The sequence below is a fragment of the Arenibacter sp. S6351L genome (assembly GCF_023016025.1).
In the GTDB taxonomy this organism is placed as follows: domain Bacteria; phylum Bacteroidota; class Bacteroidia; order Flavobacteriales; family Flavobacteriaceae; genus Arenibacter; species Arenibacter algicola_B.
This window is the reverse complement of sequence record NZ_JALKBB010000012.1, coordinates 121,429-148,321: the sequence shown is the minus strand read 5'-3', so window position 1 is coordinate 148,321 and position 26,893 is coordinate 121,429. Positions and strand designations below refer to the sequence as shown.

Below are 26,893 nucleotides of genomic sequence, written 5' to 3'. Positions count from 1 at the left end.
TAGCGAAGTGCAACTTTTTGTGGTTTTCAAAGCGGAGCTTTGTAGGGAAGGGCGCAGCCAATCCCCGGGTCGTTTTTAGGACGGAGCCTGTTGTTTTGAAGTATAGCGAAGTGCAACTTTTTGTGGTTTTCAAAGCGGAGCTTTGTAGGGAAGGGCGCAGCCAATCCCTAGGTCCTGTGATAGGGTGTTACTAGATTTTTCATTGCTTTTTAGACCTTCTAGAATACTGCGGCAAACAGCTAGGTTATAGAAATACTTCCTGCAGATTATTCCTTGTTATCCTTTTTAAAAATATTACCAATGCCCTTGCCAATCTTTTGTATGGTTTCAATTCCTTTGTTGAACGGTTCAGGGTTGATCTGATCATATCGCTTGCTTCCAAAACTCTGAACGAACTGTTGGGGGTAAATGATAAGTCGACTATTATTGGGGAAATGTTTTTCCATTTTGGACGGGAGATTTTCGAGCATAACCATATAGGATGCAGCACCTTCACGGGCAGAAACCAAAACAAATAGATCATTTTCCCTTACGTTTTTTGAGAGGTCCTGGAAATCTTCCCAATCACTGAAAAGACTAGAAGTAATTGTAGCCGATATTTTAGAATCTTTAACCAACTTTCTAATAGATTTTAAGGTAGATTCATTGCAGTACAGCTGTATAGGAATGCTTAATTCTTGGGCCAATTTTGCCATTTTGCTAAACCAAAGTTCAAAGCCGTTCTCATGTTCGGTTAAGGGCGGGGCCGCAATTACAATTCTTTTATGGGATACCAATGGCTTTTCAAAATGACAAATAATAGTGGTTTTATCGGTGTTGCTTATAATGCTGTCCACTTTTTCCCCAATAAGTTTGTCAATAAATCCGGTACGTTTTGGCCACCCCAAAACAATGATGTCTGCCATTATTTCTTTTGCAATACGGGATATTCCGCTGGCCGCATTGTGGTCGATTGTGGCAATGATACTTACTTTTGTTTCCGTTGCAGAGGCTTGTTCTACAAATTCTTCCAGTTTTTTTCTGGCTTTTAGAATATTGTTTTCAGCTTCGTTGTTATTGGAAACCACCGAGAGGACCGATAGGGGATTGGCCGATTTTTTTCCTTTGATAAATATTGAAAACTCCAGCAGTTTTTCCATGTTGCCAATATTGGCAATTGGTAATAGAATGTGCTCGTTATCCAAACCGTTTACTTTCAGTGGTCCCGTGGTATCGTCTTCTGTCTCCACCACGAGTTTTTTAGCGGCTTTTTCTGTGGCAAATGAGGCAACAACACAGGTAATTAAAATAAGTATTATGGTGCCGTTTAGGATGTTTTCATCTAGAATTTGAGCTTTATAGCCTACTAAAATTACCGCTAAGGTTGCAGCGGCATGGGAGCTGCTCAATCCAAAAATAAGCTGACGTTGGGTTTTGGAGTATTTAAAGGCTAGTTGAGTGACCAAAGCTGCGAACCATTTGCCAAAAAGGGCTACCACCGAAAGTGTTCCTGCCACAATAAGCGCTGTTTCACCCTTTAGAATAACACTAACATCAACCAACATTCCAACACTTATTAAGAAAAAGGGAATAAATAGGGAATTGCCTATAAATTGTATTCTATTCATCAAGGCCGAGGAATGGGGTATAAGTTTATTTAGGGCCAATCCTGCCACAAATGCTCCAATAATCGGCTCAACACCTGCTAATTCGGCCATAAATGCGGCAAAGAAAACGATGGAAAGGACAAAGATATAATGGGAGTGTTTTTCACTTTCCAGTTTACGAAAAAACCAATTCGCAATCCTTGGAACTATAAGGAACATAATAGCTGAAAAGATAGTTAATGAAATTCCTAATTGGATCCAAAAAGCCATATTCAAATTGCCCTGACTGTTTCCCATAATTACAGCTAGAATGATAAGTACGGCGGTGTCCGTCAATATGGTTCCGCCTACGGTAACGGCTACAGCCTGATTTTTTGAAACCCCTAGTTTGCTCACGATAGGATATGCTACCAGTGTATGGGTGGCAAACATGCTGGAAGTAAGAAAACTGGCATTAAAGTCATACTCCAAAAAGAAATAACAAACGGGGAAACCGATGGTTAACGGAAAAATAAAGGTAAAAAATCCAAATACAAGGCTTTTGTTTCTATTGGATTTAAACTCGTTCATATTCAGTTCCAAACCAGCTATGAACATGATATACAGCAGGCCAATAGTGGAGAACAGGTCAATGGCTGAATTTTTTTCCAGAATATTTAGGCCAAAAGGTCCGATTACCACACCAGAAATAATCAAGCCAATTATTCCCGGAATATTTAATTTTCTCAGTAGAATGGGCGATAACAGAATAATAAAGAGGATTAAAGAAAATATCAGCACCGGATTTTCCAATGGCAATTCAAATTCGTGTCTGAAGTGTTCAAAAAAATCTTTCATCGTGTTGATGTACCCTTATTAGGTCAGCTCTAAATTCAACTATTTTTGGTTAATAATATCTGTTTAGGGGAAGAATTCTTTCAAGAATCTATTCTTTGATTTAGCTAAGACAAGACCTCATAATTTACGCTTGATCCATGCGGCCTGAAGTACAAAAAGAAAAGAAGGATAGGGAAAAGACTTCCAATGTAGGTTTTAGGCCATATGCATAGTAATCCATTAAGTTTCTTATCTTATACTTCCAAAATCCAACCTATTAAAAAACGGCCAAATGAGGAATATTTTAGTGAAGTGTATGGCCCTGGCCATATTGGGAATACCACTTGCTTGCAAGGAAAAGGCAAAAACTGAATCTACTGACAATACCCAGAGTAACCAAAAACCCAACATTGTGCTCATTTTGGCCGACGATCAAGGCTGGGGAGATTTGGGCATTACTGGAAATACCAATCTAGCAACCCCCAACATAGATGCCATAGCCCAAAATGGGGTCATGTTCGATCATTTTTATGTTAGTCCCGTTTGTTCACCTACCCGGGCCGAACTGCTCACCGGGCGCTATTTTTCAAGGGTAGGGGTCTATTCCACTTCTTCGGGTGGCGAACGCTTAAATCTGGATGAAACCACAATAGCCGAAGTCTTTAGGGAGGCCGGATATGCCACTGCCGCTTATGGAAAATGGCATAACGGGATGCAACCCCCTTATCATCCCAATGCTAGGGGTTTCGATGATTTTTATGGCTTTTGTTCCGGGCATTGGGGCAATTATTTTAGTCCCATGTTGGAGCACAACGGGGAAATAGTAAAAGGTGATGGCTTTATAATTGACGATCTTACCAACAAAGGATTGGAATTTATGGATAGGAACCAGGAGCAGCCATTTTTCCTGTACCTGCCATTTAATACGCCTCATAGTCCTATGCAGGTACCCGATGAATTTTGGCACAACTTCAAGGACAAGGAACTTGCCTTGAAATACCATGGGGAAGAGGAAGAGAACGAGAACTTTACCAGAGCGGCCCTGGCCATGGTGGAAAATATAGATTATAATGTGGGCAGGGTATTTAATAAACTAAGGGACCTGCAACTGGAAGAAAATACGCTGGTGATATACCTATCGGACAACGGACCAAACGGATGGCGATGGAATGCGGGGATGCGTGGCAAAAAGGGATCTACCGATGAGGGCGGGGTACGCTCCCCCTTGGTGATGCAATGGAAGAATAAGCTACCTAAAGGCAAGCATATTTCACAAATAGCAAGTTCCATAGATTTATTGCCCACCTTAACGGATTTGGCCCAAATTGAATTGAATACCCAGAAACCCTTGGACGGGAAAAGCTTGAAGCCCTTGTTGATGGAGGATAATGCCAGTTGGGACGATAGGGTGGTCTATAATCATTGGAACAGTGGTACAAGTATCCGTACGCAAAAATATCGCTTGGATAGTGAGGACAGACTTTATGATATGGAAAAGGATGGCGGACAGACCACAGACCTTTCCGGGAACCTGCTGCAGCTTGCAGATTCTTTGAAACGGTTAAAAAGGGATTGGCTGCAAGAAGTACTGCCAAAATCCAAGGAGACAGAGGATCGGCCTTTTACTTTGGGGCATCCTGATTATGTATATACCCAGATTCCTGCCAGGGATGGGGTAGCACATGGCAATATAGAACGGAGTAATAGGCATCCCAACGATACCTTTTTTACAAATTGGAAAAGCACTAAGGATAGTGTCAGCTGGGATGTGGAAGTGCTGGCCGACGGGGAGTTTGAGGTGGAGCTCTATTATACCGCCAAAGAAAAGGACTTGGGTTCCCAATTTGAATTAAGCTTGGGGGAGAGTTCCCTAAAGGCGACCATTACGAAGGCCCATGATCCCCCACTAGTTGGGGCAGATCGGGACCGAGACCCCAGAATTGAATCCTATACCAAGGACTTTATTCCTATGGATCTAGGGAAAATTAGCTTGAAAAAGGGTAGGGGCAACCTGGTGCTCAAAGCGCTGAAAATACCTGGGAAAGAGGTTATGGATATGCGTTTGTTGCTGTTTAAGAGGGTGAACTGATGCGGTAAGACGAATTTAGGAACCCTATCCATCCTTTCAAAACCTTACTTAATCCTTTGTCTCTGTACGGCTTTGGGGAATTCTAATGTCTCTTTTCAAGTGCTATAGGGTCTAGAGTTGTTATTGGCCCATAATACGTTGTTCTTTGGAGTGGCAAATTTTATTTTTCAATTTTATATAAGAGTAATTCTTCCATGTCGTTAGGAAGTGTTGTTGTTCCCGCTAAGGCCAATCCAAGTTTTTCCAATAATCTTTGGGAGGCAACATTGTGTTTGGAGGTTATGGCACTAAGGGCATGGAGCCCGAATTCCTTGAAGGCTACATTTTTTAATTTGTCGGCGGCTTCAAAGGCAAAACCTTTGCCTTCATATTCAGGTAAAAAGGCAAATCCAATATCGATGCCTTCCAATCCCTCCCTATCATATAATCCACAACATCCAATTTTTACCTTGTCCGTTTTCCTTATGAGGGTATAATTGGAATATCCAAGTCGTTCCAGTTGCGGTTGCATCTTGGTTAAAATATACTCTTTTGCCATTTCGGGCGAGCCAATATTTCTATCCCCAATGTTTTTAAGCCATTTGGGAGTGTTGAACAGCTCATAAATAAACGCTGCATCCTCTTCTAAGGTAGGTTTTAGGATTAACCTTTCTGTTTCAAACGTCTTATAGGGTCCCATATTAAAAATGTACTAAATTTGTTTGTCCTAAATGGATGATTATTCATGTATCTGCGACCAAGGCTCGCAACAGCGAGTGAATTTAATGGTTTTTCAGGTACAAGGCCTGCAATAGGCAAAATAATAAAAAAAGACATGCTTATAATTTATCCTGAAATTTCTAAAAAATAAACTTAGTTTAATTAATGGATGGATTAAAAGCTGAGTTACTGTTTTGAGAATACTATAGATACTGCACATGAAAATCACCGTAATTTCCGATATCCACGATAACATCTGGAACCTGCAAAAAGCCTTATCCCTGCCGGAACTACAATCTACGGAAGCGATGCTTTTTTGTGGTGACCTTTGTTCGCCCTTTGTCATACATTTATTGGGGCGTGCGTATTCCAATCCTATCCATATGGTATTGGGCAATAACGATGGGGATGTTGCGGCTATCATAGAGAATTCTAAGAAATATCCGAATATTCACATTCACGGAGAATATTTTAGAGGCGACTTGGGCGGTAGATCGTTGGCCATGAACCACTACCCTGAAATAGCTAGAGCAATTGCAGAGAATGGAGGGTTCGACATAGTGTGCTATGGACATAACCATACCGTTGTTAACGATGAAATGGTGGGCGACACCCTATTGATCAATCCAGGGGCTGTAATGGGGTATCACGGAGGAGAGCTAAAGGATATCCCTGCAACTTATTTGGTATTGGATACCGACCTGCTAAAAGCGAAAGTTTGTCAAATTTGAACTTCCCGGTCTATAGGATTATAGCAGGCCTGCCCGACGGCTAGGCAGACTAACTCTAAAAGTACTTTTGCCTATTTGTCTACTATGTCACGAGCGTGACGCTCGCGCCAGCTGGGGGTTTAGAATAGTGACTAACAGATAAAATTAGCATAATTTCCTACATAAGATTAACCCATTGGCTTAAGAAATTAATGGAGTTTCTTAATCAGTGGAATTACTCCCACGCTCAAGCTATGTACAATACGGGAGCTACTCTTATTTGTTCTTGATTAATAAATATTCTAGGGTCTGTGACTATGTCAGGCCTTCGTGACGGCTAGGCGGGCTTGCACTGGCGGGGAATGTGGCCAGCATTATTATTCCGCACTAAATTTTATCATTACTGTTTTCCATTGATGACCAAATAAGATGTTTTTACTAACATCCCAATTTTTATTTTGTAGAGAACTTAGGTAAGCGGCCCCGTATGATAAACTTATATTTTCATCCAGATCCTTACCTTCTTTTAATTCAATAATCTTACCCAGTTTCTGTCCTGTGAGGTCAGCAATCATTTGTCCTTTTCTTTTTGCTTTTGCCAAGATCTTCGAAAACAATCTTTTTTCGGACAATTCGGTGTCTCCATATTCAATTCCACCAACAGACCCGGAGATATAATCCAACGACTTCAATTCCGTAGTCAGTTTTTCCAGCTCTTTGGAATTTTGTAATTCAACGGCAAAGCCTAATTTCCAAAATCCGGCATAATCGTGAATTTGAAATTCAGAATTATTTAAGGGCCTGGTTTTATACTTTTTATTTTCAAGAAATACTTCAAGTTCCTTGTACTTTTCGCGCATTTTTATTTTTGTCGAATCTGTACCAGCTAACCCATTGGCATCCAATCTGGCAAACTTCGATTCACTAATCTGAACATGATATTCAAATTTTTTTGGTTTTATTCTAATAGAATCCCTGATTTCTATTTCTATAAATCCACTTTGGGCAAATCCGAAGTTGATAAATAATAGGGATAGGAATAATAGTTTCTTCATTTTTTTTTGACATTTCGAACATACGTATATAGGAACAACAAACTATATCCCCATTATATCAGTCTAATATAGCAAATCTTATCCTTCAAATGTTTCCTTTTATTAATAGGTGAATTTTTGGATACCATTACTTCACGGGAAAATCTTTATGAATATTTTTAAGTCCCATTTTGGCCACTTTTAGAGCCCGTAAGGTTTTTTTGGATTTTTGGGAATGGGCTTCCATGCGCTGTAACACATTCTTTAAGGTTTTGGTGGCTTCTACTATAAAAGGTCCCTTATTGAGCATGACACATTCTGCCTGTGCACTAATGGTAGCATCGGAAATTTCAGCCCTTGTGGCCATGCCCTTCTTTGCCATGGTATCCAACACTTGCGTAGCCCAGATGACAGGTATCTGCGCTGCCTCGCAGAACCACAGTATTTGGTTCTGCACCTCGGAAATGCGTTCAAAACCTATCTCCACCGCCAAATCGCCCCTGGCGATCATGACTCCTATTTTGGGTCTTTTCATAGCGCTGAAAAGGATGGCTGGTAGATTCTCGAATGCCGCCCTGTTCTCTATTTTAAAGACCACCCCGGTATCCTTATCCCCCAATTGCTCAAGTTTCTCATAGAGGATGGCCACATCATTCGCATTTCGCACAAAGGAATAGCCCATAAGGTCGGCATGGGCACTTATAAATGGCAATAGTTGTACATCTTCCGGAGTTAGGGAAGGCAGGTTGAGATGGGTATCTGGTAAATTGATACCTTTCCCTGGCCTTAGTTTTTTCTTGTGGCATTTTTTCACCACCAGTGATGCGGTATCCTCGGTGAGGCTTAGTACTTTGGCCTCTATGGTACCATCATCAAAAAACACTGCCTGCCCCTTTTTAAGGTCGTCAATAATTTGTGGCAGGGAAACTTCCACTAGGACCGTTTCCTGAGGTAGTGATATCTTTTTATGACTCCCTGTAACATGTGGGGAGTTATGCTTTATCAGTAATAATTTATCCCCTTCGCCAATCTTTACGAACGGGACGGTATCCCAGGCTTTTCCGGTATCCTTTTTAAGGTAGATATTGCTGATTCTTATTTTTGGTCCCGGTAGGTCCATATAAATATGGATTAGGGGATCACTTTCATTGGAAACAGCTTTTATTTTGGCCAGGATTTTTTTCCAAAGCGCTTCATTGCCATGGCTAAGGTTTAATCGGGCAATGGACATACCTGCAGAACGCAACTTCTTAATAAGTTTTTTGTCGGTGGCTGCCTCATCGGGCATGGTAACCATTATTTCGGTATCCCTTTCCCCGTGGTCGGACGCAAAGAGGTCATTGGCATGATCCATTAATAAATTCTTGCTTCCTGCAAACCCCAGGGCCTCCAAGTCGCCATTCCTTTCCCAAGTTTTTCCGTTCAATAATTTAACCAGCTTAAGGGCATTGGAGATATTTTCATAAACATAACCAGCTCCAGTTCCCAATGAGGATATCCCTAATTCGGATAGATCGCTCTGAAGCTTGCGGATGTCCACACTGCGAAGCAGCAAATAGCGGTAAAGGTTCTTGGCGCTGGACCTATATTGAGGATGTACCGAAGCGGCTATCCTGTCCGCGGTGGACTCATGCTTTAAAAGTGTTTCATATATATTTTCGAGTTCCCTTTCCAGTTTTTGTAGGTCCATATCGCGCCTTTTGTTTTATAAATTTACGCATATAAACCAGGGATACTTCTGATGGAAAACACAAATTGAAGTTAAAATTTGAACTTAAAAAAGGCAATACCCCAAGGCATTTTATGCACCTATGGGTATTGCCCAATATAGTGTTCGTTAGAAGCTAATCCCTATGGAGTTACGGTAACTTCCAAGGGGTGTTGGATCTGTTCGGAAAAGGTGTTTAAATACTGCTCCCATTCCGCGTTGCTGTTAAACTGACCGCTTTTTTTCCATCCGAAGCCTGCGTAGTAGGTTACTTCCTTGTTTTTAACTTTCAAATGGGCGTAGGCATTGCTTAGGTCCTTGGTGGGAACATCGTACTTTTCAAAATCGATGAAAGTATCCCTAGGGGCAAGGATAGCCGTACCCAATTCCGAATCTCCATGGGGTTGCCAGTAGCTTACCCATCCCTTTTCTATATTCCCGCTAACTTCACCGTCCTTTTCGTGTAGGGTGAGTCCGGCGTAAATATCATCAATACCCTCCAGGGTGATATTGAATTTGGATAAATTTTGACCTAGGTCCAAGCTTATAACTCTGGATTCTTTGATGGTCTTTCCATCGGCGTCCCAAGCTGCGTATTCCAGATAGAAGCTGGTCCTAATAGGGCCGGTGGTAATGGTACGCCATTGCGTATAGTTTTTGGAATAGTAAAAGGTGGTGTCTACCTTGGCAGCAATACCGCCAACCCCACGACTGGCGCCTACGTGAAAATCATCCAGGCCTTCGCCGGTATCCTTGTGGTAACTACTTACGCCGCTCAATTCCTCTTTGTACCATTTATCAATTATGGGGTAGTCTACCCGCTTCAACCAGGCATCGACACCGCTGGACAAAGTGCCACCAGGTACCTTATCTTCTATCATTTTCTGGGCGGTGGGTCCGTAGACCCGAAAGGCAACCTTGTTGTTTTCCCAGGTGTAATCATCAGTGCGTTCCGGAACAAACCTGGAGTAACACAGCTCTTCTGCCGTAGGGTTTTCCCCTGGTGCTACTGTGACCACTTCAAACTTGCTTTCCCCTTTCGGCGCCATTCTGGGTTGAAATAGGATTATGTCCATAGTTCCGTCCCCATCATTATCTACCGTTTGGATAATTTCGAGGGTATTGGTTTCCAGATTCTTAATGCCAACAGTGGATAGGTCCTCCACTTTTAACGTGGACTTGGTGAGTTCTACGGTCTCCGTAGCCCTCTCCTGGTCAAGAACGTTTTTTACTGTGATGGTGGTGGGTATTTCTTTTTCAGAACAGGCTAGGGACAGCATTGCTACTAAGGAAAAAAGAATTGCTTTATAAAGTATTTTCATTACCGTTGTTTTAATTTTCATTCGCTGGTTTTCCAATGGTGGCCAATATGCCTCCATCTACATAAACTATTTGTCCATTAACGAAGTTACTTGCTTTGGAACTTAGGAATATGGCTGCTCCTTGCAGGTCATCCGGATCTCCCCATTTGCCGGCAGGGGTTCTGCCCACTATAAAATCATTGAACGGATGTCCATCCACCCTTATAGGGGCGGTCTGTGCAGTGGCAAAATAACCTGGTCCTATACCGTTGACTTGAATATTGTGCTTGGCCCATTCGGTGGCCATATTGCGGGTCAACATTTTTAATCCACCTTTGGCGGCGGCATAGGCGCCTACCGTATTTCGGCCCAATTCGCTCATCATGGAGCAAATGTTGATGATTTTGCCTTCTTTTCTGGCAATCATGCCCTTTACCACATGTTTGGAAACGATAAACGGACTCACCAAATCTACTTTTACCACTTCTTCAAAATCGGCGACCTCCATTTCCTCCAGGGGAATTCTCTTGATGATCCCGGCATTGTTTACCAAAATATCAATATGTCCCACCTCTTTTTCAATTTTGGAAATATTTTCCATGACCTTGGCTTCATTGGTAACATCAAAAAGGTAGCCATGGGCGTTTAATCCCAAAGCCTTGTATTCGGCAACGGCATTGTCCAATTTTTCCTGGGAGGAGGCTCCGTTAACGACTAGGGTAGCACCTGCTTTACCCAGTCCAATGGCCATGGCTTTGCCAAGGCCATGTGTAGCTCCCGTAATCAGGGCTGTTTTACCTGTTAGATCAAATAGATTCAATGACATATTTGTGTTTTCTGAGGGTTATTTTAAGTCTTTTATTTTGCAGTGGTCCATATCGCCATAGTCCAGGTTTTCACCGGCCATTCCCCAGATAAAAGTATAATTACTGGTTCCCGAACCGGAGTGTATGGACCATGGTGGGGAAATTACGGCTTCATTGTTGGCCATCCAGATATGTCTTGTTTCTTGGGGCTGTCCCATAAAATGGCAAACGGCCTGCTCTTCCGGAACTTCAAAATAGAAATAAACTTCCATTCTCCTGTCATGTACATGCGCCGGCATAGTATTCCAAACACTGCCCGGTTTTAATTCCGTCATTCCCATTTGAACCTGACAGGTCTCCACCAGACTGTTTACGATCAATTTTCTTATAGTTCTGGCATTGGCGGTTTCCATAGATCCCATTTCTACGATCTCCGCATCGGCCCTGCTTATTTTTTTGGTAGGGAATACCTTGTGGGCCGGGGTTGAATTTAGATAGAATTTGGCAGGCTTATCCGCATTGTTACTGCTGAAGCTAACCTCCTTGTTTTCTTTGCCAATATACAGGGCCTCTTTATAATCCAAATCATATTTCTGGCCATTAACGGTTACAGAACCGGCACCGCCGACATTGATGATACCAATCTCCCTGCGTTCCAAAAAGTAATCCGATTTTAAGGGGTCTATAGTAGCTAGTTTTAAGGAGGTTTTAACGGGCACTGCCCCTCCAACTATATATCTGTCGAAATGGGTGTACACCAAATTGATGGTATCCGCTTCCATTAAATTTTGGATTAGAAACTCTTTTCTCAATCCTTCTGTGGTCAACTCTTTGGTCTCCTTGGGAGAGCAGGCGTATCTAACCTCGTAATTGTTTTTCATGATTATAAATATCTAATTATTAGTTTCTTATATAGTGATAAGTATAGAAGTGTTTCTTAAGTTAGTTCGTAAATATATTAAAAATCCATCAAAATACAATCGATTGTATTTGTAAATATATATATTTGTGAAAGTCAAGATACCCATTATTTGTGGAAAATAAAACAACAATACACGATATTGCCAAGGCCTTGAAGATAGATGCCTCTACCGTTTCCAGAGCATTGAACAATAGTCCTAGGGTGAGCCAGAAGACCAAAGACAGAATATTGGCCAAGGCAAATGAATTGGGGTATCAGCGCAATTTACTAGCTTCAAATCTCCGGAAAAATAAGACCAATACCATTGGGGTGATCGTACCAAGAATATCCCGTCACTTCTTTTCATCCGTAATTTCTGGGATTGAGGAAACCGCCTATGATGCAGGCTATAACGTAATTATTTGTCAGTCCTTGGAACAATTGGATCGGGAGCGCAACATTGTAGAGACCCTTTTGGCAAACCGGGTGGACGGAGTATTGTTATCCGTTTCCATGGAAACGGATGAATACAACCATTTATTGAATATGAAAAATAATGGTACCCCATTTCTATTTTTTGACAGGCATTGTGAGATAGAGGGTATTAGTAGTGTGCTGATCGATGACTTTCAGGGCGGGTTCGATGCTACGGAACACTTAATTTTAAATGGATGTAGAAATATAGGACATTTTTCTGGGCCCCAGGAATTGGCCATTTACAGGAATAGGACTGCTGGCTACAGAAAGGCCTTGGAAAAACACAAAATTCCATATAGACCGGAACTGGTATTGCGTTCCAGCCTCATGGAAAATGATGGGGCTGAAGGAGCGAAAACCTTACTTTCCTTGCCGTACAAGGTAGATGGGTTGTTCTCTGCCAATGATATTGCAGCCATAGGCGCAATGAAATATTTTAAGAATGAAGGAGTAAAGGTACCGGAAAATATGGCCATAGTTGGGTTTAGTAACGAGCCTATTTCAGGGGTAATAGATCCCTCCTTGACCACCATTGATCAGCCGGGTTTTCAAATTGGGCAAATAGCCACAAAGTTATTATTGGAAGAAATTGGCAAGGCACCCAGCGCCAATGCTATCATGGCCAAAACAACAATTCTAAAGTCGTCCTTAATTGAACGTGATTCCTCTAGAAAATGATATTCAAAGCCTTTGGTGACATCTTTAATATGATGAAAATTAATACAAATAAATAAAACTAATATCCCATGAAACTATTCTTAGTATCCCTGCTTATCTGTTTGGCAAGTTGTCAGAATTTGTCTAAAAACAAAAATATAAAAGAAGAAAGTAAGCTGAGCACCAAGGGCTATTCTTTTGATCTTGACAAGGAAATTAAAAACTGTGAGGATCAATTAAACCAAGCTGTCCCCAAACTTACGGATCTAACCAAACACCCGAGATTAATAGAAACCAATGAAACCGAATGGAAGGAAATTCCCAATGGGCGTTTGGTTTGGACTTCCGGATTTTATCCTGGAATCCTATGGTATATGTACGATCTTACCAAGGACGATAAATGGAAGAAGGAGGCCATAAAAAGAACAGAGGTTTTCGAGGATTTTAAAACGATTACCGAACACCATGATATTGGGTTTATGATGTTCCCTGCCTATGGCAATGGCTATTTGTTTGGAGGCAAAAAGGAGTATAAGGACATTCTTCTCACTTCGGCCGAATCCTTGGCCAGTAGGTTTAACCCCAATGTAGGTACTATTAGGTCTTGGTCCAATAAAATGCACCCACGTTGGCAACAGCATATTACCATAATAGACAATATGCTTAATTTGGAACTATTGTTCTGGGCCGCTAAAAATGGTGGCAGCAAAGAATTTTATGATATTGCCGTTAAGCACGCGGAGACTACTATGGCGAATCATTTTAGGCCAGATTACACCTCATGGCATGTTATTGAATATGATTCTATATCCGGAAAAGTATTGAACAGACATACCAAACAAGGCTACGCGGATGATAGTAGGTGGTCGCGCGGACAGGCATGGGGAATATATGGGTATTCTATGGTGTATAGGGAAACGGGAGATAAAAAATTCTTGGATTTTGCGGTGAAGTTAACAGATAAGTATCTGGAACTTCTTCCGGAAGATTATATTCCCCATTGGGATTTTGACGTACCCAATAAAGAAACGGAGGAAAGGGATGCATCTGCAGCAGCGGTTGTAGCTTCCGGCTTACTGGAGTTGAGTACTTTGGTGGAAGATAAAAACAAACAGCAACAATATTTTGATACAGCCATGCGGATGTTGGAATCCTTGAGTTCCGATAAATATTCAGGAGTAGGGAAGGCCGATTCCTTTTTGTTACATTCAACAGGAGCTAAATCCTTGGGCCATGAAATTGATGTGGCCCTGATCTATGCCGATTACTATTATATTGAGGCCTTGGACCGACTAAAGAAAATGGGGCTGTCCAATTAACACATTTATGACAACCAGAGAAGGGAAGGGCAAAAGGATATATTTGTTCTTCCCTTTTCTTTTTTAAGACCGCGACCTGCCTCCATTAAAAGGTTGTTGAACCTATTTATCTTGATAGGAAGTGATCGACTTCTCCTTCCTTGCAATATGGTCCATAATCATTGTGGCATGGACCCGTGAGTTTTCTATAAACCATTTATGGGTTTCCATTCCTCCGCAAATTACTCCTGCCAGGTATAGATTATCAATATTGGTCTCCATGGTTTCCGGATCGTACTGGGGAAGTCTTTTTTCATCCTCGGACAATTCTATTCCTATTTTTTCCAAGAAACCAAAATTGGGCATATATCCTGTAAGTGCTAGTACGTAATCGTTTTCCAGGGCAATTGTTCCGGTAGGGGAATTCAGGATAATTTCATCCTCCTTAATTTCCTTAACAGTACTATTGTAATAGACTTTTATACTGCCTTCCTCAATTCTATTGATAATATCGGGCCTTACCCAATATTTTACCCGTTGGCCTACTTCCGGCCCCCTAATGATCAAGGATACATCGGCCCCTTTTCTATAGCACTCCAGGGCGGCGTCTATGGCCGAATTACTGGCTCCTATGACCGCTACTTTCTGACTGGAATAGAAATGGGGATCCCTGTAATAATGGGATACCTTTTTTAAATCTTCTCCAGGAACGTTCATTCTGTTCGGAATATCGTAGAAACCTGTGGCAATGATTACATTGGTGGCGTTATAGGTATTCTTGTCGGAGACAATATTAAAGAGGCCATCAATTTTGTTAATTGAATTTACTTTTTCAAAAAGTGCAATGTTCAGATGATTGGAGGTCACTATCCGTCTGTAGTATTCCAGCGCCTCATTTCGTTTAGGCTTCGCCTCTATGCTAATAAAAGGAATTTCATCGATTTCCAGTTTTTCTGAAGATGAAAAGAACTGCATGTTCAGGGGATAATTATATAGGGAATTAACAATACATCCCTTTTCAAGAATTATATAGGACAATCCCTTTTTCTTGGCTTCCAAGCCACAGGCAATGCCAATGGGCCCGCCTCCAACAATAACTACGTCCCAAATCTTCATTATCCAACTATTTTTTTTAGTTCGTGAATAGTTTGCACAGGATCCTTACTTCTAAAAATAAAACTTCCAGCAACCAATACATCTGCTCCCGCATCTATTAATTCCTTGGCATTTTCAGAGGTAACTCCGCCATCGACCTCAATTAGGGTATGGGCACTTTTTCTTTGTATAAGTCCCTTAAGGGCCTTAATCTTTTCGTAAGTGTTTTCAATAAATGATTGTCCCCCAAAACCGGGATTTACACTCATGATACAGACGAGGTCGATATCATTTATAACATCCTCCAATAAGCTAATGTTGGTATGTGGGTTTAATGCCACGCCTGCTGCCATTCCCTCGGCTTTTATGGCCTGTAGGGTACGATGTAGATGTGGACAGGCTTCATAATGAACGGTTAGGTTATTGGCGCCCAATTCTGCAAAGGTCTTAATATAGCGATCCGGATCCACGATCATGAGATGAACGTCCAATGTTTTGGTGGCATGGGCCGCAATTGCCTTTAAGACTGGCATTCCAAATGAGATATTTGGTACAAAAACACCATCCATAATATCTATGTGGTGCCAATCGGCCTCACTGTGGTTTACCATTTCAATATCTCGTTGAAGGTTGGCAAAATCTGCTGCCAAGAGGGAAGGGGCAATAATCTTTTTGTCCATTACTTTTATTGAAATTATTTCTACAAAGGTAGTGAATTGATATGGTTTAAGGGAATGGGGCCAAGCGTTAATAAATTATGGGGGCACCTTAAATTTTAAGCTTTAATGGGTATTAATACCAGCGTTTCTTTTTCTTTTTGGAGGCTACGGACTTTCTGCCTTTTTTATGTTTGCTGCCTTGCTTTTTATGTACTTGAGGTTTGGCCTTGGGATCCAAGGGGTACGGATGGTCCTCAACAACTTGGATGTGTTTTTGCATCAGTTTTTGAATAGTGGACAAATATCCCTTTTCATCGGCAGAACAAAAGGCATAGGATGTTCCCGTGTTTCCCGCTCTTCCAGTTCTTCCTATACGGTGTACATAGGTTTCCGGTATATTGGGCAGGTCAAAGTTGATAACGGCGTCCAGCTCGTCTATATCCAATCCACGGGCGGCAACATCCGTGGCCACAAGGATGTTCGTTACTCCCTGCTTGAATTTCCCCAGTGCTGCTTGGCGCTCGTCCTGCGACTTGTCTCCGTGTAGGCTATCTACCTTAAAGTTGTTGTTGCGGAGTGTTTTTTCCAATTTGTCCACCCCGTATTTTGTACGTCTAAAAATTAGGATATTGCCCTTTATGGTGTTTCTAAGCAGGTAAAGGCAGAGTTCTATTTTATTGGGCTTTGGCGTGTAATACAATAACTGATGTACAGTGGCCGCTGCCGAAGATGTTGGGGTAACGGCTACTTTCTTGGGATCTTTTAAAATGGTATCGGCCAATTGCACCACTTTAAAAGGCATAGTGGCCGAAAATAGGAGGGTTTGTTTTTCATTTGGGCATAGACGCTCTATTTTTTTAACGTCATCTATAAATCCCATATCCAACATTAGATCTGCCTCGTCCAGGACCAATGTTTCCACATAGTCCAAATTGACCATATCCTGTTTGTGAAGGTCCAATAACCTACCTGGCGTTGCTACCAAGATATCCACTCCCTTTCTTAAGGCAGCTATTTGCGGTTCTATCTTTGTTCCACCATAAACAACAGTTGAGGTCAAATGCGTGTATTTGCTGTAATCCAAAAAACTCTCGTGAATCTGCGATGCCAATTCACGGGTGGGACTTATAATCAATGCCTTAATTTTTTTGCCTTTTTCCGAAGTTTCCTGCTTATCAAATAATAGCTGTAATATGGGTAGGGCAAAAGCGGCAGTTTTTCCCGTTCCTGTTTCAGCGGAGGCAATAACATCATTCCTTTGTAATACCAAGGGAATGGCAATTTCCTGAATGGCAGTTGGATCGTCATAGTTTTTTTCTGCGACTGCCCTCAAGAGATGTTTATTTAGCTTTAATTCTTTAAAATTCATATGGATACCCATTTAGGTAGTGATGTGTGCAAAGGTAAGGTAAAATGGCAAGGCATGTGTAGGGAAGGTCTACAAGGTTAAAAGACCATGGGTCCTTAAAGTCTGTAAAGGCTTGGAATACCAAAACAGCTCAAAATTTTCAAATTGCGATTCAAAGTCGGTTTTAAGCTGACCAAAAGTGTGTAATTTGTCATTTGTACCCAACATGTTGGCCAAGGTTTCCTTGAGCCATTCCCCTTGTTCGTTGTCCACAGTTATGGATATGGAACTCGATTGGTCATGAAACGTCATTTTCAGCAATTTCCAGCTATGCCCTTTTTTGGATTTTGTAATTGTTTCCACGATGGGCATACTACCCAGCCATACTATTTTGGCATTGGGTCTGGTGTTTAGGACAGGCACTTCTGTAAGGGCGTTTTCAATGAAATTGGGGGCAATAGAGGTTTTCGGAATTTTAAAATCGAACCACTCCTGCAAGGGGTGGTCTAAACAAATGCCGTGCATAAAGTTAAAGAGTGATTTTTTTAATCCGAAACTAAAGCGTTCGTGATCTATACCAGTAGTATCCGTGAACTGGATGTCGTTGTTGGCAAAAGTTATCGGCTGATAGTCCGGTATAATGTGGTAATCTTTGGGATTGAGACCCACCGGACTATGGGCGGTAAGGGCAAATTGATGCCAGAATCCGGATTGTAGTATCCCCAATTGAAACATTTGCCGCACCATTTCCAAACTATCTACGGTCTCTTGGACCGTTTGGGTAGGGTAACCGTACATGAGATAACAATGCACCATAATACCCGCTTCTGTAAAATTACGGTTAACTCTGGCTACCTGCTCTACGGTAACACCCTTTTGGATCAACGCCAACAATCGGTCGGAGGCCACTTCCAGCCCTCCGGAAACGGCAATACAGCCCGAAGCCTTTAATAATTTGCAGAGATCCTGGGCAAAGCTCTTTTCGAACCTAATATTGGTCCACCAGCTAACGGTTAAATTTCGTTTTATGATTTCCAGTGCTAAGGCCCTCATTAATGCTGGGGGTGCGGCTTCGTCCACGAAATGAAAACCTGTTTCCCCGGTTTGTGCAATGAGCTCTTCCATCCGGTCTACCAACAGTTTGGCGGCAATAGGTTCATAGATTTTTATATAGTCCAGGGAGATATCGCAAAAGGTGCATTTGCCCCAATAGCAACCATGTGCCATGGTAAGTTTGTTCCAACGGCCATCGCTCCAAAGACTGTGCATGGGGTTGGCGATTTCTATGACCGAGATGTACTTGTCCAATAATAGATCGGAATAATCAGGGGTGCCCACCTCGCTTTGCTTGTAATCTGTTCTGGGAGAGAGATTATTGTAAAATACTGCTTCGTCCTTTATTAAAAAGGTTCTTTTTAGAAGGGCTTTGCTATCATCGGATCGGGGCAATAGGCAATGGGCCGTCAACAGTTCCAAGGGCAGTTCCCCGTCATCCAGAGTGATATAATCAAAGAATTCAAAAACCCTTGTATCTGTAAGAGACCTGAGTTCCGTATTCGGAAATCCCCCACCCATGGATACTTGGATTTTTGGATGGTTTTGCTTTATAAATTGGGCACATCTAAACGCACTGTACAAATTGCCAGGGAAAGGAACGGAAAAACATACCAATTTGGGCTCGACCGAACTTATCCTCTCGGCCAATATGGCCAGTGTCAATTGGTCTATATAGGTAATGTCACTTTGCAAATGCAGGTAGAGTTCATTAAAGGAATTGGCACTTCTCCCCAATCGCTCTGCGTAACGACTAAAACCAAAATTTTCATCAACACATTCTACAATAAAATCGGACAGGTCTTCCAGATATAAGGTGGCCAAGTGTTTTGCCCTATCTTGATGTCCCATACTGCCAAAGGCCCATTCCAAATCGTCCAATTGATCAAATCTCGCTGCTTGTGGCAAGAAGTTATTAGTACATATTTGTCTGGCAAAGGTGGCATTATGTCCCTGTAAAAAGGAAATAACAGCATCTATGGTCTTTAAATAATCTGCTTGTAAAGCGTTTATTCTATGGCAGTTGTCCGAGATTATGGAATTGTTTGCCTTGGCATAATCAAAAATATTCCGAAGTCCGTCTTTGGAGAAAATTTTTAATATAACCTCAATACCCAAATCCATTTGAAAAGCACTTATGTCCTTAGTGTTCAAAAAACCCTTTAAATAGGCCGTTGCCGGATAAGGGGTGTTCAGTTGGGTAAAGGGAGGGGTTATTAAAAGGAGATCTTTCGCCATAGGGTAATTATGTACAGTGTTACAAAGATAGTGGTGTTTCCAGTAATAGGCTTGTTAAATTCGCAGGGATTGCAATTGGCAAGAGTCAAGTTTCTTGACTCAATAAAGTGTAACAAATAGTGTGACAGATGTTCTTGGTTATTATTAAAAAGGTAATAATTACAGGACTTTTAGAGATTTTTGCTAAGGTATAAAAACAAAAAAACTCCGGTAATCAGCCGGAGTTTATTCATCAATCAAAAAACGAACAGTCATGATAACTGTTGTTACTGTACACAATTTACAATTTTTACTCTAGCTTTCCAATGAGGATGGGCGATTGCGCAAAAATTTTAATTGTTTGGATTAACCAAGATATGTTTTTAGGATTTTGCTCCTTGAGGTGTGTTTTAACCTTCTAATTGCCTTCTCCTTTATTTGACGAACCCTTTCCCTGGTAAGGTCAAAAGTTTCCCCAATTTCCTCCAAGGTCATAGAATGTTGCCCTGCCAAGCCAAAATACAAACGAATTACATCTGCTTCCCTTGGTGTCAAGGTTTCCAAAGCTCTTTCTATTTCGGTTCTAAGTGATTCGTGCAACAATTCCCTGTCCGGATTTGGTGATTCACCACTACGCAATACATCGTAAAGGTTGGAATCTTCACCGTCTATTAAGGGAGCATCCATGGATACATGACGACCGGAATTTTTAAGTGATTGTTTAACATCCTCGACGGTCATGTCCAATTCCTTGGCAATCTCTTCCGCAGAAGGTTGTCTTTCATGGGCTTGCTCCAAGAAGGCAAAGGTCTTATTTATCTTATTGATAGACCCAATTTTGTTCAAAGGTAGTCTTACAATACGCGATTGTTCGGCCAACGCCTGTAATATAGACTGGCGAATCCACCATACCGCATAGGATATGAATTTAAAACCACGTGTTTCATCAAAACGTTGTGCAGCTTTAATCAAGCCAAGGTTGCCTTCGTTGATCAAATCCGGAAGGGTTAAACCTTGATTTTGGTATTGCTTTGCAACGGAAACCACGAATCGTAAATTGGCCTTGGTCAATTTCTCAAGTGCACGTTGATCACCTGCCTTGATCCGTTGTGCCAATTCTACTTCTTCATCTGCTGTAATTAAATCAACCTTACCAATTTCTTGTAAGTATTTATCCAAAGAAGCAGTTTCTCTATTGGTAACCTGTTTTGTAATTTTAAGCTGTCTCATCGAAATTTTATCTTTCTAAATTATGTGCATTAAGCATAAGCTGCATTAGGTTATACGTACAAAAGTTGGAAATGTTACAATTGGTCCGTTTTATTTTGCTTTTTTAGATAAAATGCATGAAAAAAGCCACGTTCTCCTTAAAAAAAGGTAAAACGTGGCTTTGGTAATGTGACTTTTATTTAAAAACTAGTCCCTTCTTGGCTTACGATCCCTATCTCTATTTCTATCGTTGCCTCTGTCATTTCTACCGCGATCTTCTCGTGGTGGTCTTTCCTTAAAGCCTTCAGGTTTTGGCAATAAAGCCTTACGTGAAACTTTTTCTTTTCTTGTCCTTGGGTCTACACCAAAGTATTTAACGTCAAAAACATCTCCCATATTTACCACATCGGAAACATTTTCGGTTCTTTCCCAGGCCAATTCGGATACGTGAAGCAATACCTCGTTACCAGGAGCGTCCAAATATTCCACAACGGCACCAAAATCCAACATTTTGATGACCTTTACTTCGTATGCGCTACCTACCACTGGTTTAAACAATAAGGAATCGATTTTGGCAAGAACCATATCGATACCTTCTTGTGAGGTACCTAATATTTCAACAATACCTTCTTCAGTAACCGGATCTTCATTGATAACGATGGTTGTTTTGGAAGTTTTTTGTAATTCTTGGATTACTTTTCCTCCAGGTCCTATCAATGCTCCAATGAATTCGCCAGGAATAACTCTGGTGACCATTTTAGGAGCATGTGGTTTAACATCTGCATTAGGTGAAGCAATAGTATCTACTAATTTGCCAAGTATGTGCAAACGTCCAGCTCCAGCCTGTTTTAAGGCATTGACCAAAATTTCATAGGATAACCCCTTTACTTTAATGTCCATTTGGCAAGCGGTAATTCCGTCTGCAGTTCCGGTAACTTTAAAGTCCATATCCCCAAGATGATCCTCATCGCCAAGTATATCGGATAATACAGCGTATTTTCCTGATTCACTATCGGAAATCAATCCCATAGCAATACCGGATACAGGTTTCTTTAATTGTACCCCGGCATCCATCAATGCCATAGTTCCGGCACATACCGTAGCCATAGAAGACGAACCGTTGGATTCCAATACTTCGGATACCACACGCACAGTATAAGGACAATCCGCAGGGACCATTCCTTTTAGGGCACGTTGGGCCAAGTTACCATGTCCTACCTCTCTACGGGAAGTACCTCTAATTGGTCTGGCTTCTCCAGTTGAGAAAGGAGGGAAGTTATAATGAAGATAGAAAGTTTCCTCTCCTTCAAACGATGGCATGTCTATTTGGTTGGCTTCTCTTGAAGTTCCCAAAGTAACCGTAGCCAAAGCCTGAGTTTCTCCACGTGTAAAAATTGCGGAACCGTGTGTTGAAGGTAAATAGTCAACTTCACACCAGATTGGTCTAATTTCATCTGTTTTTCTACCGTCCAAACGAAGTCCGTCGTTCAAGGTAAGGTCCCTAACCGCAGCTTTTTCAGCTTTGTAGTAGTATCTGGAAACCAAATCCCCGAAGTCTGCCAATTCTTCTTCAGAAAAAGTAGCTTTGATCTCTTCTTTTATGGCGTCGAATGCTGCACTTCTTTCGTGCTTTGCTGAACCGGCTTTTGCAATGGCATATACCTTGTCATAAGCCATGTCGTGGATTTTCTTGGCCAAAGCCTCATCTTCCCTTTCTGGCTCGTATTCACGAACTTCTTTTCTGCCAAATGCTTCTGCCAACTTAAGTTGGGCAGCACATTGTACCTTAATGGCATCATGGGCAAATTTAATGGCTTCTACCATTTCCTCCTCAGAGATTTCTTTCATTTCACCTTCAACCATCATTACAGAATCTGCTGAAGCTCCAATGACCATATCAATATCTGAAACCAATAATTGGGCCCTGGTCGGGTTGATTATGAATTCACCATCAATACGACCAACACGTACCTCTGAAATGGCACATTCAAATGGAAAATCTGATAGTTGAATGGCAGCGGAAGCGGCCAATCCTGCCATAGCATCTGGCATAACATCCTCATCATGGGACATTAATTGAATCATCACTTGCGTTTCAGCGTGGTAATCCTTTGGGAAAAGTGGACGTAAAACGCGATCCACCAATCTCATAGTCAATACTTCACCATCACTTGGTCTTGCTTCCCTTTTGAAGAAACCTCCTGGGTAACGGCCGGAAGCCGCAAATTTTTCACGGTAATCTACCGTTAGTGGAAGGAAATCCACATCACTTTGTTTGTAATTGGAAACTACTGTACATAACAACATACATTTTCCAGACTGTACAACAACAGAACCATGGGCCTGTTTTGCCAATTTTCCGGTTTCGATAGAAATTTCCCTACCGTCTCCAAGGTCAATGACCTCTCTAAATACTTTTGGTATCATAAATACGAATTAAAACCTGTCTCGTTACAGGTTTGTTAAACAATGGTCTTTCGTCTGTTATAGACGTGTTGTTGTGTTGTAGTTGTGTGTTGTTGACCAATGAAAAACTATGTGCAAGCTTTTTGTTTGTGCCCAAAGGAAAGCCTTCGGGGCTTTACAATAGTATTGAAAACAATAATATTGATATTGTAAAAAAGGGGAAAGTAACACTTTCCCCTTTTGGTAAATTATTTTCTGATTCCTAATTCTTTAATTATGGCACGATATCTAGTGATATCCTTCTTAATTAAATAATCTAGAAGAGATCTTCTCTTACCTACCAACTTTACCAATGAGCGCTCCGTGTTAAAATCCTTACGGTTCTTTTTCAAATGCTCGGTCAAGTGGTTGATTCTGTGGGTAAACAAGGCAATCTGCCCTTCAGCAGAACCTGTGTTTTTTTCTTCCCCGCCGTGTTTCTTAAAAATCTCGGCCTTTACTTCTTTAGTTAAATACATTCCAATATTATTTTAATGATTTTTATGTACATGATTGATTTTCAATCAGGGCGCAAAGATAAACTTTTTTTTAGAAACCTTATGCAATCCCAATATTTTTTAAAAGGGGGATTAAACTTTTTTAAGAATATGGCGTCCTATTATAAAACGTTAAAGAAATGTTATTGCCAAACTGGCGGTAACGGATTAGAGTGCTGGCCAGCGATTGAATTGAAATTTTTCTTATTGTAAACATTTAAATCAAAACAGATGAAAAAAAGTCTCAAAAAATCGAATTTAACAGGATGGTTGCTAATGGTCTTATTGGTAATGGGTTCCTGTAACAATGAAGAGTCCACCGGTGTGGAAGAAGATAACACCTTTGAAGTTGCTGAACTTGTCGCCAGCGATGAGGCCGATTTAATTTCGGAGGAAATTGCCAACATAGGTGAGGATGTATATGCCACCGAAGAGATCAGGGCTACCTCAAAAGCGTTCTTTCTATCCAATTATTTGCCAGAATGTGTCACTATAACAACAGTGGTTACCAATGATACCAAAGAAACTAGCGTAGATTTTGGAGAGGGTTGCGAGCTGCCCAATGGTAATCTATTAAGTGGAATTATCCATTTAAGTTATGCCAAGGATATGGATGCAGCTACCAAGACTATTAGCCTTTCCTTGGAGGATTTTACCTTTAATGAGGTGGCTGTAACTGGTGGAGCAACCTTGGTGCGCCAACGTTCCAATGATGATGGTAATCCCCAATCCGATGCCGTAGCCAGCTATAACGGGGTATGGCCGGATGGAAGTGTTGCCAGTTTTGCAGGAAATAGGACCCGGGAATGGGTAGAGGGTTATGGTTCCGGATTTTGGGCCGATAATGTTTTTCTTATTTCAGGTAAGGGTACCTATACCAATAAGGCCGGTGATGTTTATTCCAGGGAAACGATAAGCTCCCTGCGCAGGGAATTGTCCTGCCGATTTATAGTTAGCGGGGTTTTGGAGGTTGCTAAAAACGATACTACCGTGAGCCTTGATTTTGGCGATGGTACTTGTGATGCCAAGGGGATGTTGACTTTTCCGAATGGAGATACCAAAGAAATTTTGCTAAGAAGATTTAATAGGTAGGAATGCTTAAATATAAAAGGCCCTGAAAATGATCAGGGCCTTTAAATTTTACACTTTAACAGGGTTGTTTTCTATTAGATTTATATAAAGATTAATTTTCTTCTTAAGATCCCTGCGATGTACTACAAAGTCCAAAAATCCATGTTCCTTTAGGAATTCCGCGGTTTGAAACCCTTCCGGCAATTCTTTACCGGTTGCCTCTTTAACTACACGTGTGCCCGCGAAATCTAAAATAGGGTTTCTTTCAATGCCTCTCGAGCCTGCCTTTGTAGGTAGACAGGCCTGCCCCGAGGTCGTTTACTTGTAGTATATGAACCTATAATTTGATATGTAAATCACGGGCAAATTTATTTTGAGGGCTAAGAAATACTAGAAGAGATAAGTATATCGTTATATTTAAAATATTTTGTCATATGCGCATTATAAGATTTGGAACATATTCTTTTAAGATTAAGTCCTATTCTTCGAATGAAATTGGATTACGGGAGTCGCCTAATATGACATTTATAATTTACCAAAGAATTTTCCACTTTTGGTATATTCCTATATATCCAATCGATAAATTTTGGACAATAAATGATAGCGTAACAGGTAAGCAAATTACTGATACCACCCCAAAAATGCGCTCTGCAATCGATTTGAAATTGATTAAACAAAAAACTCCTATTTGGAGTTATTCTGGATTATTGCTATTAGCAATTCCTATATTGTTTCTATTGATTTATGCCATATACGGAAGTGTAAATGAAATTGTAGCAGGATCAAAAAAGAACATCGCTAAAAATAATCGTATTGATTTAAAGGAAGAATTAGTGCGAGACCCGCAAATAAATGATTTGTATACTTTTAAGACTTTGAATGTTGATAGGGTAACTGATATGAATGGCCACTTTGTTAAATACGAACCTTCCTATTATTCTTCGCCATACAATGTGGACTATATGGTAAATTATATTTCACGGGATTCTATCGGTTTTGAGTTTTTAAAAAGAAAATCATTTGATTACGCTTATGGACTTAAAAAAGAATTTAGGCTTTCAAAAAAGGATTTAATCTTAGCGACAAAGAATTTCCAAGACTTAAAAGTTTATGAGTATCAAAAAAAATCAAATGCTAAATCAAAAGATATAGTTGGTATTTTTAAAATTAGTAGGGAGCAGCAGCAAGACAATAATTAGACAAAGCATCCAATCACAAGAAGACCGCGAAAACATTGTATTTCGAACCATCACAACATCTCTAGGTAGTTTGCTTTATACAAAAAATCGCTATTCGTAACGATTTATTACAAATAGCGATCAAAAAATCATTCCTATATAAACAAAATTAATTGGCTGTTCTTACAGGATTGTTTTCTATTAGATCTATATAAAGATTAATTTTCTTCTTAAGATCCCTTCTATGTACGATAAAATCTAAAAATCCATGTTCTTGCAGGAATTCGGCAGTCTGAAACCCTTCCGGCAATTCTTTACCGGTTGCCTCTTTAACCACACGGGGACCGGCAAAACCGATCAAGGCTCCTGGTTCGGAAATATTTATATCCCCTAGCATGGCATAGGAAGCTGTTGTTCCTCCAGTGGTTGGATCCGTGCACAAGGAAATATAAGGAATGCCCGCATCCGCAAGTTGTGCCAACTTGGCCGATGTTTTGGCCAATTGCATAAGTGACAATGCTGCTTCCATCATACGTGCACCTCCAGATTTGGAAATCATTACAAAGGGGATTTTCTTTTTGATGGAATAATCGATACCTCTCGCTATTTTTTCTCCTACCACACTGCCCATAGAACCACCAATAAAGCTGAAGTCCATACAGCAAATAACTACATCCTTTCCAAGTGATTTGCCCACTCCTGTTCTAACGGCATCCTTAAGGCCTGTTTTTGCTTCGGCCGCCTTTAAACGATCCGCATACTTCTTGGTATCCTCAAATTTCAATGGATCCTTGGAAGTAAGTTTGGCATCCAACTCGGTAAACTTGTTATTGTCGAAAAGTATTTCGAAATATTCCTTACTACCTATTCGTACGTGATAATCATCCTCTGGGCTAACATAAAAATTCTTTGCCAACTCATCAGATTCAACAATTTTTCCCGTAGGGGATTTGTACCAAAGGCCCCTAGGGGTATCCTTTTTCTGGTCCGTGGCAGTTTGTATTCCTTTTTCCTTTCTTTTAAACCAAGACGACATAA

General features: G+C 40.9%; 22 protein-coding genes and 1 pseudogene. 7 read left to right on the top strand and 16 right to left on the bottom strand.

Annotated features, from left to right (window positions below; translation table 11 throughout):
- Positions 1 to 194, top strand: a 194-nt coding sequence (locus MWU82_RS11960) for a hypothetical protein (RefSeq protein WP_247096546.1), incomplete at its 5' end; no start/stop codon positions are given.
- A gap of 72 nt (positions 195 to 266) precedes the next feature.
- On the opposite strand, the gene MWU82_RS11955 is transcribed toward MWU82_RS11960, so the two are convergent.
- Positions 267 to 2,423, bottom strand: a complete 2,157-nt coding sequence (locus MWU82_RS11955) for a cation:proton antiporter (RefSeq protein WP_247096545.1) — start codon at positions 2,421 to 2,423, stop codon at positions 267 to 269.
- Between the two features lie 271 nt (positions 2,424 to 2,694).
- On the opposite strand from MWU82_RS11955, the gene MWU82_RS11950 reads away from it, so the two are divergent.
- Complete coding sequence (locus MWU82_RS11950) at positions 2,695 to 4,491, top strand: arylsulfatase (protein WP_247096544.1); 1,797 nt, start codon at positions 2,695 to 2,697, stop codon at positions 4,489 to 4,491.
- Positions 4,492 to 4,651: 160 nt separating this feature from the next.
- On the opposite strand, the gene MWU82_RS11945 is transcribed toward MWU82_RS11950, so the two are convergent.
- Positions 4,652 to 5,170: a GNAT family N-acetyltransferase gene (locus MWU82_RS11945; protein WP_247096543.1), complete on the bottom strand. Its 519-nt coding sequence runs from the start codon at positions 5,168 to 5,170 to the stop codon at positions 4,652 to 4,654.
- Between the two features lie 238 nt (positions 5,171 to 5,408).
- Between MWU82_RS11945 and MWU82_RS11940 the strand changes: the two genes are divergently transcribed.
- Positions 5,409 to 5,921, top strand: coding sequence for a YfcE family phosphodiesterase (locus MWU82_RS11940; protein ID WP_247096542.1), 513 nt, complete (start codon positions 5,409 to 5,411; stop codon positions 5,919 to 5,921).
- A gap of 356 nt (positions 5,922 to 6,277) precedes the next feature.
- Here the strand turns inward: MWU82_RS11940 and MWU82_RS11935 are convergent, their stop codons facing one another.
- The 5 genes from MWU82_RS11935 to kduI form a co-directional block, all read right to left on the bottom strand.
- Complete coding sequence (locus tag MWU82_RS11935; RefSeq protein WP_247096541.1) at positions 6,278 to 6,955, bottom strand: hypothetical protein; 678 nt, start codon at positions 6,953 to 6,955, stop codon at positions 6,278 to 6,280.
- A gap of 127 nt (positions 6,956 to 7,082) precedes the next feature.
- Positions 7,083 to 8,624 (bottom strand): pyruvate kinase, encoded by a 1,542-nt coding sequence (locus MWU82_RS11930; protein ID WP_247096540.1) that lies wholly within the window; start codon positions 8,622 to 8,624, stop codon positions 7,083 to 7,085.
- A gap of 161 nt (positions 8,625 to 8,785) precedes the next feature.
- Complete coding sequence (locus MWU82_RS11925) at positions 8,786 to 9,964, bottom strand: DUF4861 family protein (RefSeq protein ID WP_247096539.1); 1,179 nt, start codon at positions 9,962 to 9,964, stop codon at positions 8,786 to 8,788.
- Positions 9,965 to 9,974: 10 nt separating this feature from the next.
- Positions 9,975 to 10,769, bottom strand: a complete 795-nt coding sequence (locus MWU82_RS11920; protein ID WP_247096538.1) for a gluconate 5-dehydrogenase — start codon at positions 10,767 to 10,769, stop codon at positions 9,975 to 9,977.
- An 18-nt stretch (positions 10,770 to 10,787) separates the two neighbouring features.
- Positions 10,788 to 11,630 (bottom strand): 5-dehydro-4-deoxy-D-glucuronate isomerase, encoded by an 843-nt coding sequence (kduI, locus tag MWU82_RS11915; RefSeq protein WP_247096537.1) that lies wholly within the window; start codon positions 11,628 to 11,630, stop codon positions 10,788 to 10,790.
- Positions 11,631 to 11,782: 152 nt separating this feature from the next.
- On the opposite strand from kduI, the gene MWU82_RS11910 reads away from it, so the two are divergent.
- Positions 11,783 to 12,805, top strand: coding sequence for a LacI family DNA-binding transcriptional regulator (locus MWU82_RS11910; RefSeq protein WP_247096535.1), 1,023 nt, complete (start codon positions 11,783 to 11,785; stop codon positions 12,803 to 12,805).
- Positions 12,806 to 12,873: 68 nt separating this feature from the next.
- Positions 12,874 to 14,103 (top strand): glycoside hydrolase family 88 protein, encoded by a 1,230-nt coding sequence (locus MWU82_RS11905; RefSeq protein WP_247096533.1) that lies wholly within the window; start codon positions 12,874 to 12,876, stop codon positions 14,101 to 14,103.
- 102 nt (positions 14,104 to 14,205) lie between these two features.
- On the opposite strand, the gene MWU82_RS11900 is transcribed toward MWU82_RS11905, so the two are convergent.
- From MWU82_RS11900 to rpsO, 7 genes are all read right to left on the bottom strand, one after another.
- A complete protein-coding gene (locus tag MWU82_RS11900; RefSeq protein ID WP_247096532.1) occupies positions 14,206 to 15,198 on the bottom strand; it encodes a YpdA family putative bacillithiol disulfide reductase in 993 nt (330 codons plus the stop codon).
- Positions 15,198 to 15,857 carry a ribulose-phosphate 3-epimerase gene (rpe, locus tag MWU82_RS11895; RefSeq protein ID WP_247096531.1) on the bottom strand — a complete coding sequence of 220 codons (660 nt, stop codon included), beginning with the start codon at positions 15,855 to 15,857 and terminating at the stop codon, positions 15,198 to 15,200. Before rpe ends, MWU82_RS11900 begins: the two co-directional genes overlap by 1 nt.
- 112 nt (positions 15,858 to 15,969) lie before the next feature.
- Positions 15,970 to 17,205 carry a DEAD/DEAH box helicase gene (locus tag MWU82_RS11890; RefSeq protein ID WP_215946285.1) on the bottom strand — a complete coding sequence of 412 codons (1,236 nt, stop codon included), beginning with the start codon at positions 17,203 to 17,205 and terminating at the stop codon, positions 15,970 to 15,972.
- Between the two features lie 69 nt (positions 17,206 to 17,274).
- A complete protein-coding gene (locus tag MWU82_RS11885) occupies positions 17,275 to 19,476 on the bottom strand; it encodes a radical SAM protein (RefSeq protein WP_247096530.1) in 2,202 nt (733 codons plus the stop codon).
- A 345-nt stretch (positions 19,477 to 19,821) separates the two neighbouring features.
- Complete coding sequence (locus MWU82_RS11880; protein WP_031442671.1) at positions 19,822 to 20,685, bottom strand: sigma-70 family RNA polymerase sigma factor; 864 nt, start codon at positions 20,683 to 20,685, stop codon at positions 19,822 to 19,824.
- 186 nt (positions 20,686 to 20,871) lie between these two features.
- Positions 20,872 to 23,091 (bottom strand): polyribonucleotide nucleotidyltransferase, encoded by a 2,220-nt coding sequence (locus tag MWU82_RS11875; RefSeq protein ID WP_215946287.1) that lies wholly within the window; start codon positions 23,089 to 23,091, stop codon positions 20,872 to 20,874.
- A gap of 227 nt (positions 23,092 to 23,318) precedes the next feature.
- On the bottom strand, positions 23,319 to 23,588 hold the full coding sequence (rpsO, locus tag MWU82_RS11870; protein ID WP_215946288.1) for a 30S ribosomal protein S15: 270 nt from the start codon (positions 23,586 to 23,588) through the stop codon (positions 23,319 to 23,321).
- A 249-nt stretch (positions 23,589 to 23,837) separates the two neighbouring features.
- On the opposite strand from rpsO, the gene MWU82_RS11865 reads away from it, so the two are divergent.
- A complete protein-coding gene (locus tag MWU82_RS11865) occupies positions 23,838 to 24,698 on the top strand; it encodes a hypothetical protein (RefSeq protein ID WP_247096529.1) in 861 nt (286 codons plus the stop codon).
- 48 nt (positions 24,699 to 24,746) lie between these two features.
- Here MWU82_RS11865 and MWU82_RS11860 read toward each other — a convergent pair.
- A pseudogene (locus MWU82_RS11860) lies at positions 24,747 to 24,932 on the bottom strand (acetyl-CoA carboxylase carboxyl transferase subunit beta); the annotation flags it as partial.
- Positions 24,933 to 25,111: 179 nt separating this feature from the next.
- Here MWU82_RS11860 and MWU82_RS11855 point away from each other — a divergent pair.
- A complete protein-coding gene (locus tag MWU82_RS11855) occupies positions 25,112 to 25,876 on the top strand; it encodes a hypothetical protein (RefSeq protein ID WP_215946290.1) in 765 nt (254 codons plus the stop codon).
- A gap of 148 nt (positions 25,877 to 26,024) precedes the next feature.
- On the opposite strand, the gene accD is transcribed toward MWU82_RS11855, so the two are convergent.
- Complete coding sequence (gene accD / locus MWU82_RS11850; RefSeq protein ID WP_215946291.1) at positions 26,025 to 26,891, bottom strand: acetyl-CoA carboxylase, carboxyltransferase subunit beta; 867 nt, start codon at positions 26,889 to 26,891, stop codon at positions 26,025 to 26,027.
- Positions 26,892 to 26,893: the final 2 nt, after the last annotated feature.

Excerpts from the sequence above, each read along its gene's own strand:
- MWU82_RS11955 (WP_247096545.1), bottom strand. The coding sequence starts at position 2,423 with ATGAAAGATTTTTTTGAACACTTCAGACACGAATTTGAATTGCCATTG.
- MWU82_RS11950 (WP_247096544.1), top strand. The coding sequence starts at position 2,695 with ATGAGGAATATTTTAGTGAAGTGTATGGCCCTGGCCATATTGGGAATA.
- MWU82_RS11945 (WP_247096543.1), bottom strand. The coding sequence starts at position 5,170 with ATGGGACCCTATAAGACGTTTGAAACAGAAAGGTTAATCCTAAAACCT.
- MWU82_RS11940 (WP_247096542.1), top strand. The coding sequence starts at position 5,409 with ATGAAAATCACCGTAATTTCCGATATCCACGATAACATCTGGAACCTG.
- MWU82_RS11935 (WP_247096541.1), bottom strand. The coding sequence starts at position 6,955 with ATGAAGAAACTATTATTCCTATCCCTATTATTTATCAACTTCGGATTT.
- MWU82_RS11930 (WP_247096540.1), bottom strand. The coding sequence starts at position 8,624 with ATGGACCTACAAAAACTGGAAAGGGAACTCGAAAATATATATGAAACA.
- MWU82_RS11925 (WP_247096539.1), bottom strand. The coding sequence starts at position 9,964 with ATGAAAATACTTTATAAAGCAATTCTTTTTTCCTTAGTAGCAATGCTG.
- MWU82_RS11920 (WP_247096538.1), bottom strand. The coding sequence starts at position 10,769 with ATGTCATTGAATCTATTTGATCTAACAGGTAAAACAGCCCTGATTACG.
- kduI (WP_247096537.1), bottom strand. The coding sequence starts at position 11,630 with ATGAAAAACAATTACGAGGTTAGATACGCCTGCTCTCCCAAGGAGACC.
- MWU82_RS11905 (WP_247096533.1), top strand. The coding sequence starts at position 12,874 with ATGAAACTATTCTTAGTATCCCTGCTTATCTGTTTGGCAAGTTGTCAG.
- MWU82_RS11900 (WP_247096532.1), bottom strand. The coding sequence starts at position 15,198 with ATGAAGATTTGGGACGTAGTTATTGTTGGAGGCGGGCCCATTGGCATT.
- rpe (WP_247096531.1), bottom strand. The coding sequence starts at position 15,857 with ATGGACAAAAAGATTATTGCCCCTTCCCTCTTGGCAGCAGATTTTGCC.
- MWU82_RS11890 (WP_215946285.1), bottom strand. The coding sequence starts at position 17,205 with ATGAATTTTAAAGAATTAAAGCTAAATAAACATCTCTTGAGGGCAGTC.
- MWU82_RS11885 (WP_247096530.1), bottom strand. The coding sequence starts at position 19,476 with ATGGCGAAAGATCTCCTTTTAATAACCCCTCCCTTTACCCAACTGAAC.
- MWU82_RS11880 (WP_031442671.1), bottom strand. The coding sequence starts at position 20,685 with ATGAGACAGCTTAAAATTACAAAACAGGTTACCAATAGAGAAACTGCT.
- MWU82_RS11875 (WP_215946287.1), bottom strand. The coding sequence starts at position 23,091 with ATGATACCAAAAGTATTTAGAGAGGTCATTGACCTTGGAGACGGTAGG.
- rpsO (WP_215946288.1), bottom strand. The coding sequence starts at position 23,588 with ATGTATTTAACTAAAGAAGTAAAGGCCGAGATTTTTAAGAAACACGGC.
- MWU82_RS11865 (WP_247096529.1), top strand. The coding sequence starts at position 23,838 with ATGAAAAAAAGTCTCAAAAAATCGAATTTAACAGGATGGTTGCTAATG.
- MWU82_RS11855 (WP_215946290.1), top strand. The coding sequence starts at position 25,112 with ATGCGCATTATAAGATTTGGAACATATTCTTTTAAGATTAAGTCCTAT.
- accD (WP_215946291.1), bottom strand. The coding sequence starts at position 26,891 with ATGTCGTCTTGGTTTAAAAGAAAGGAAAAAGGAATACAAACTGCCACG.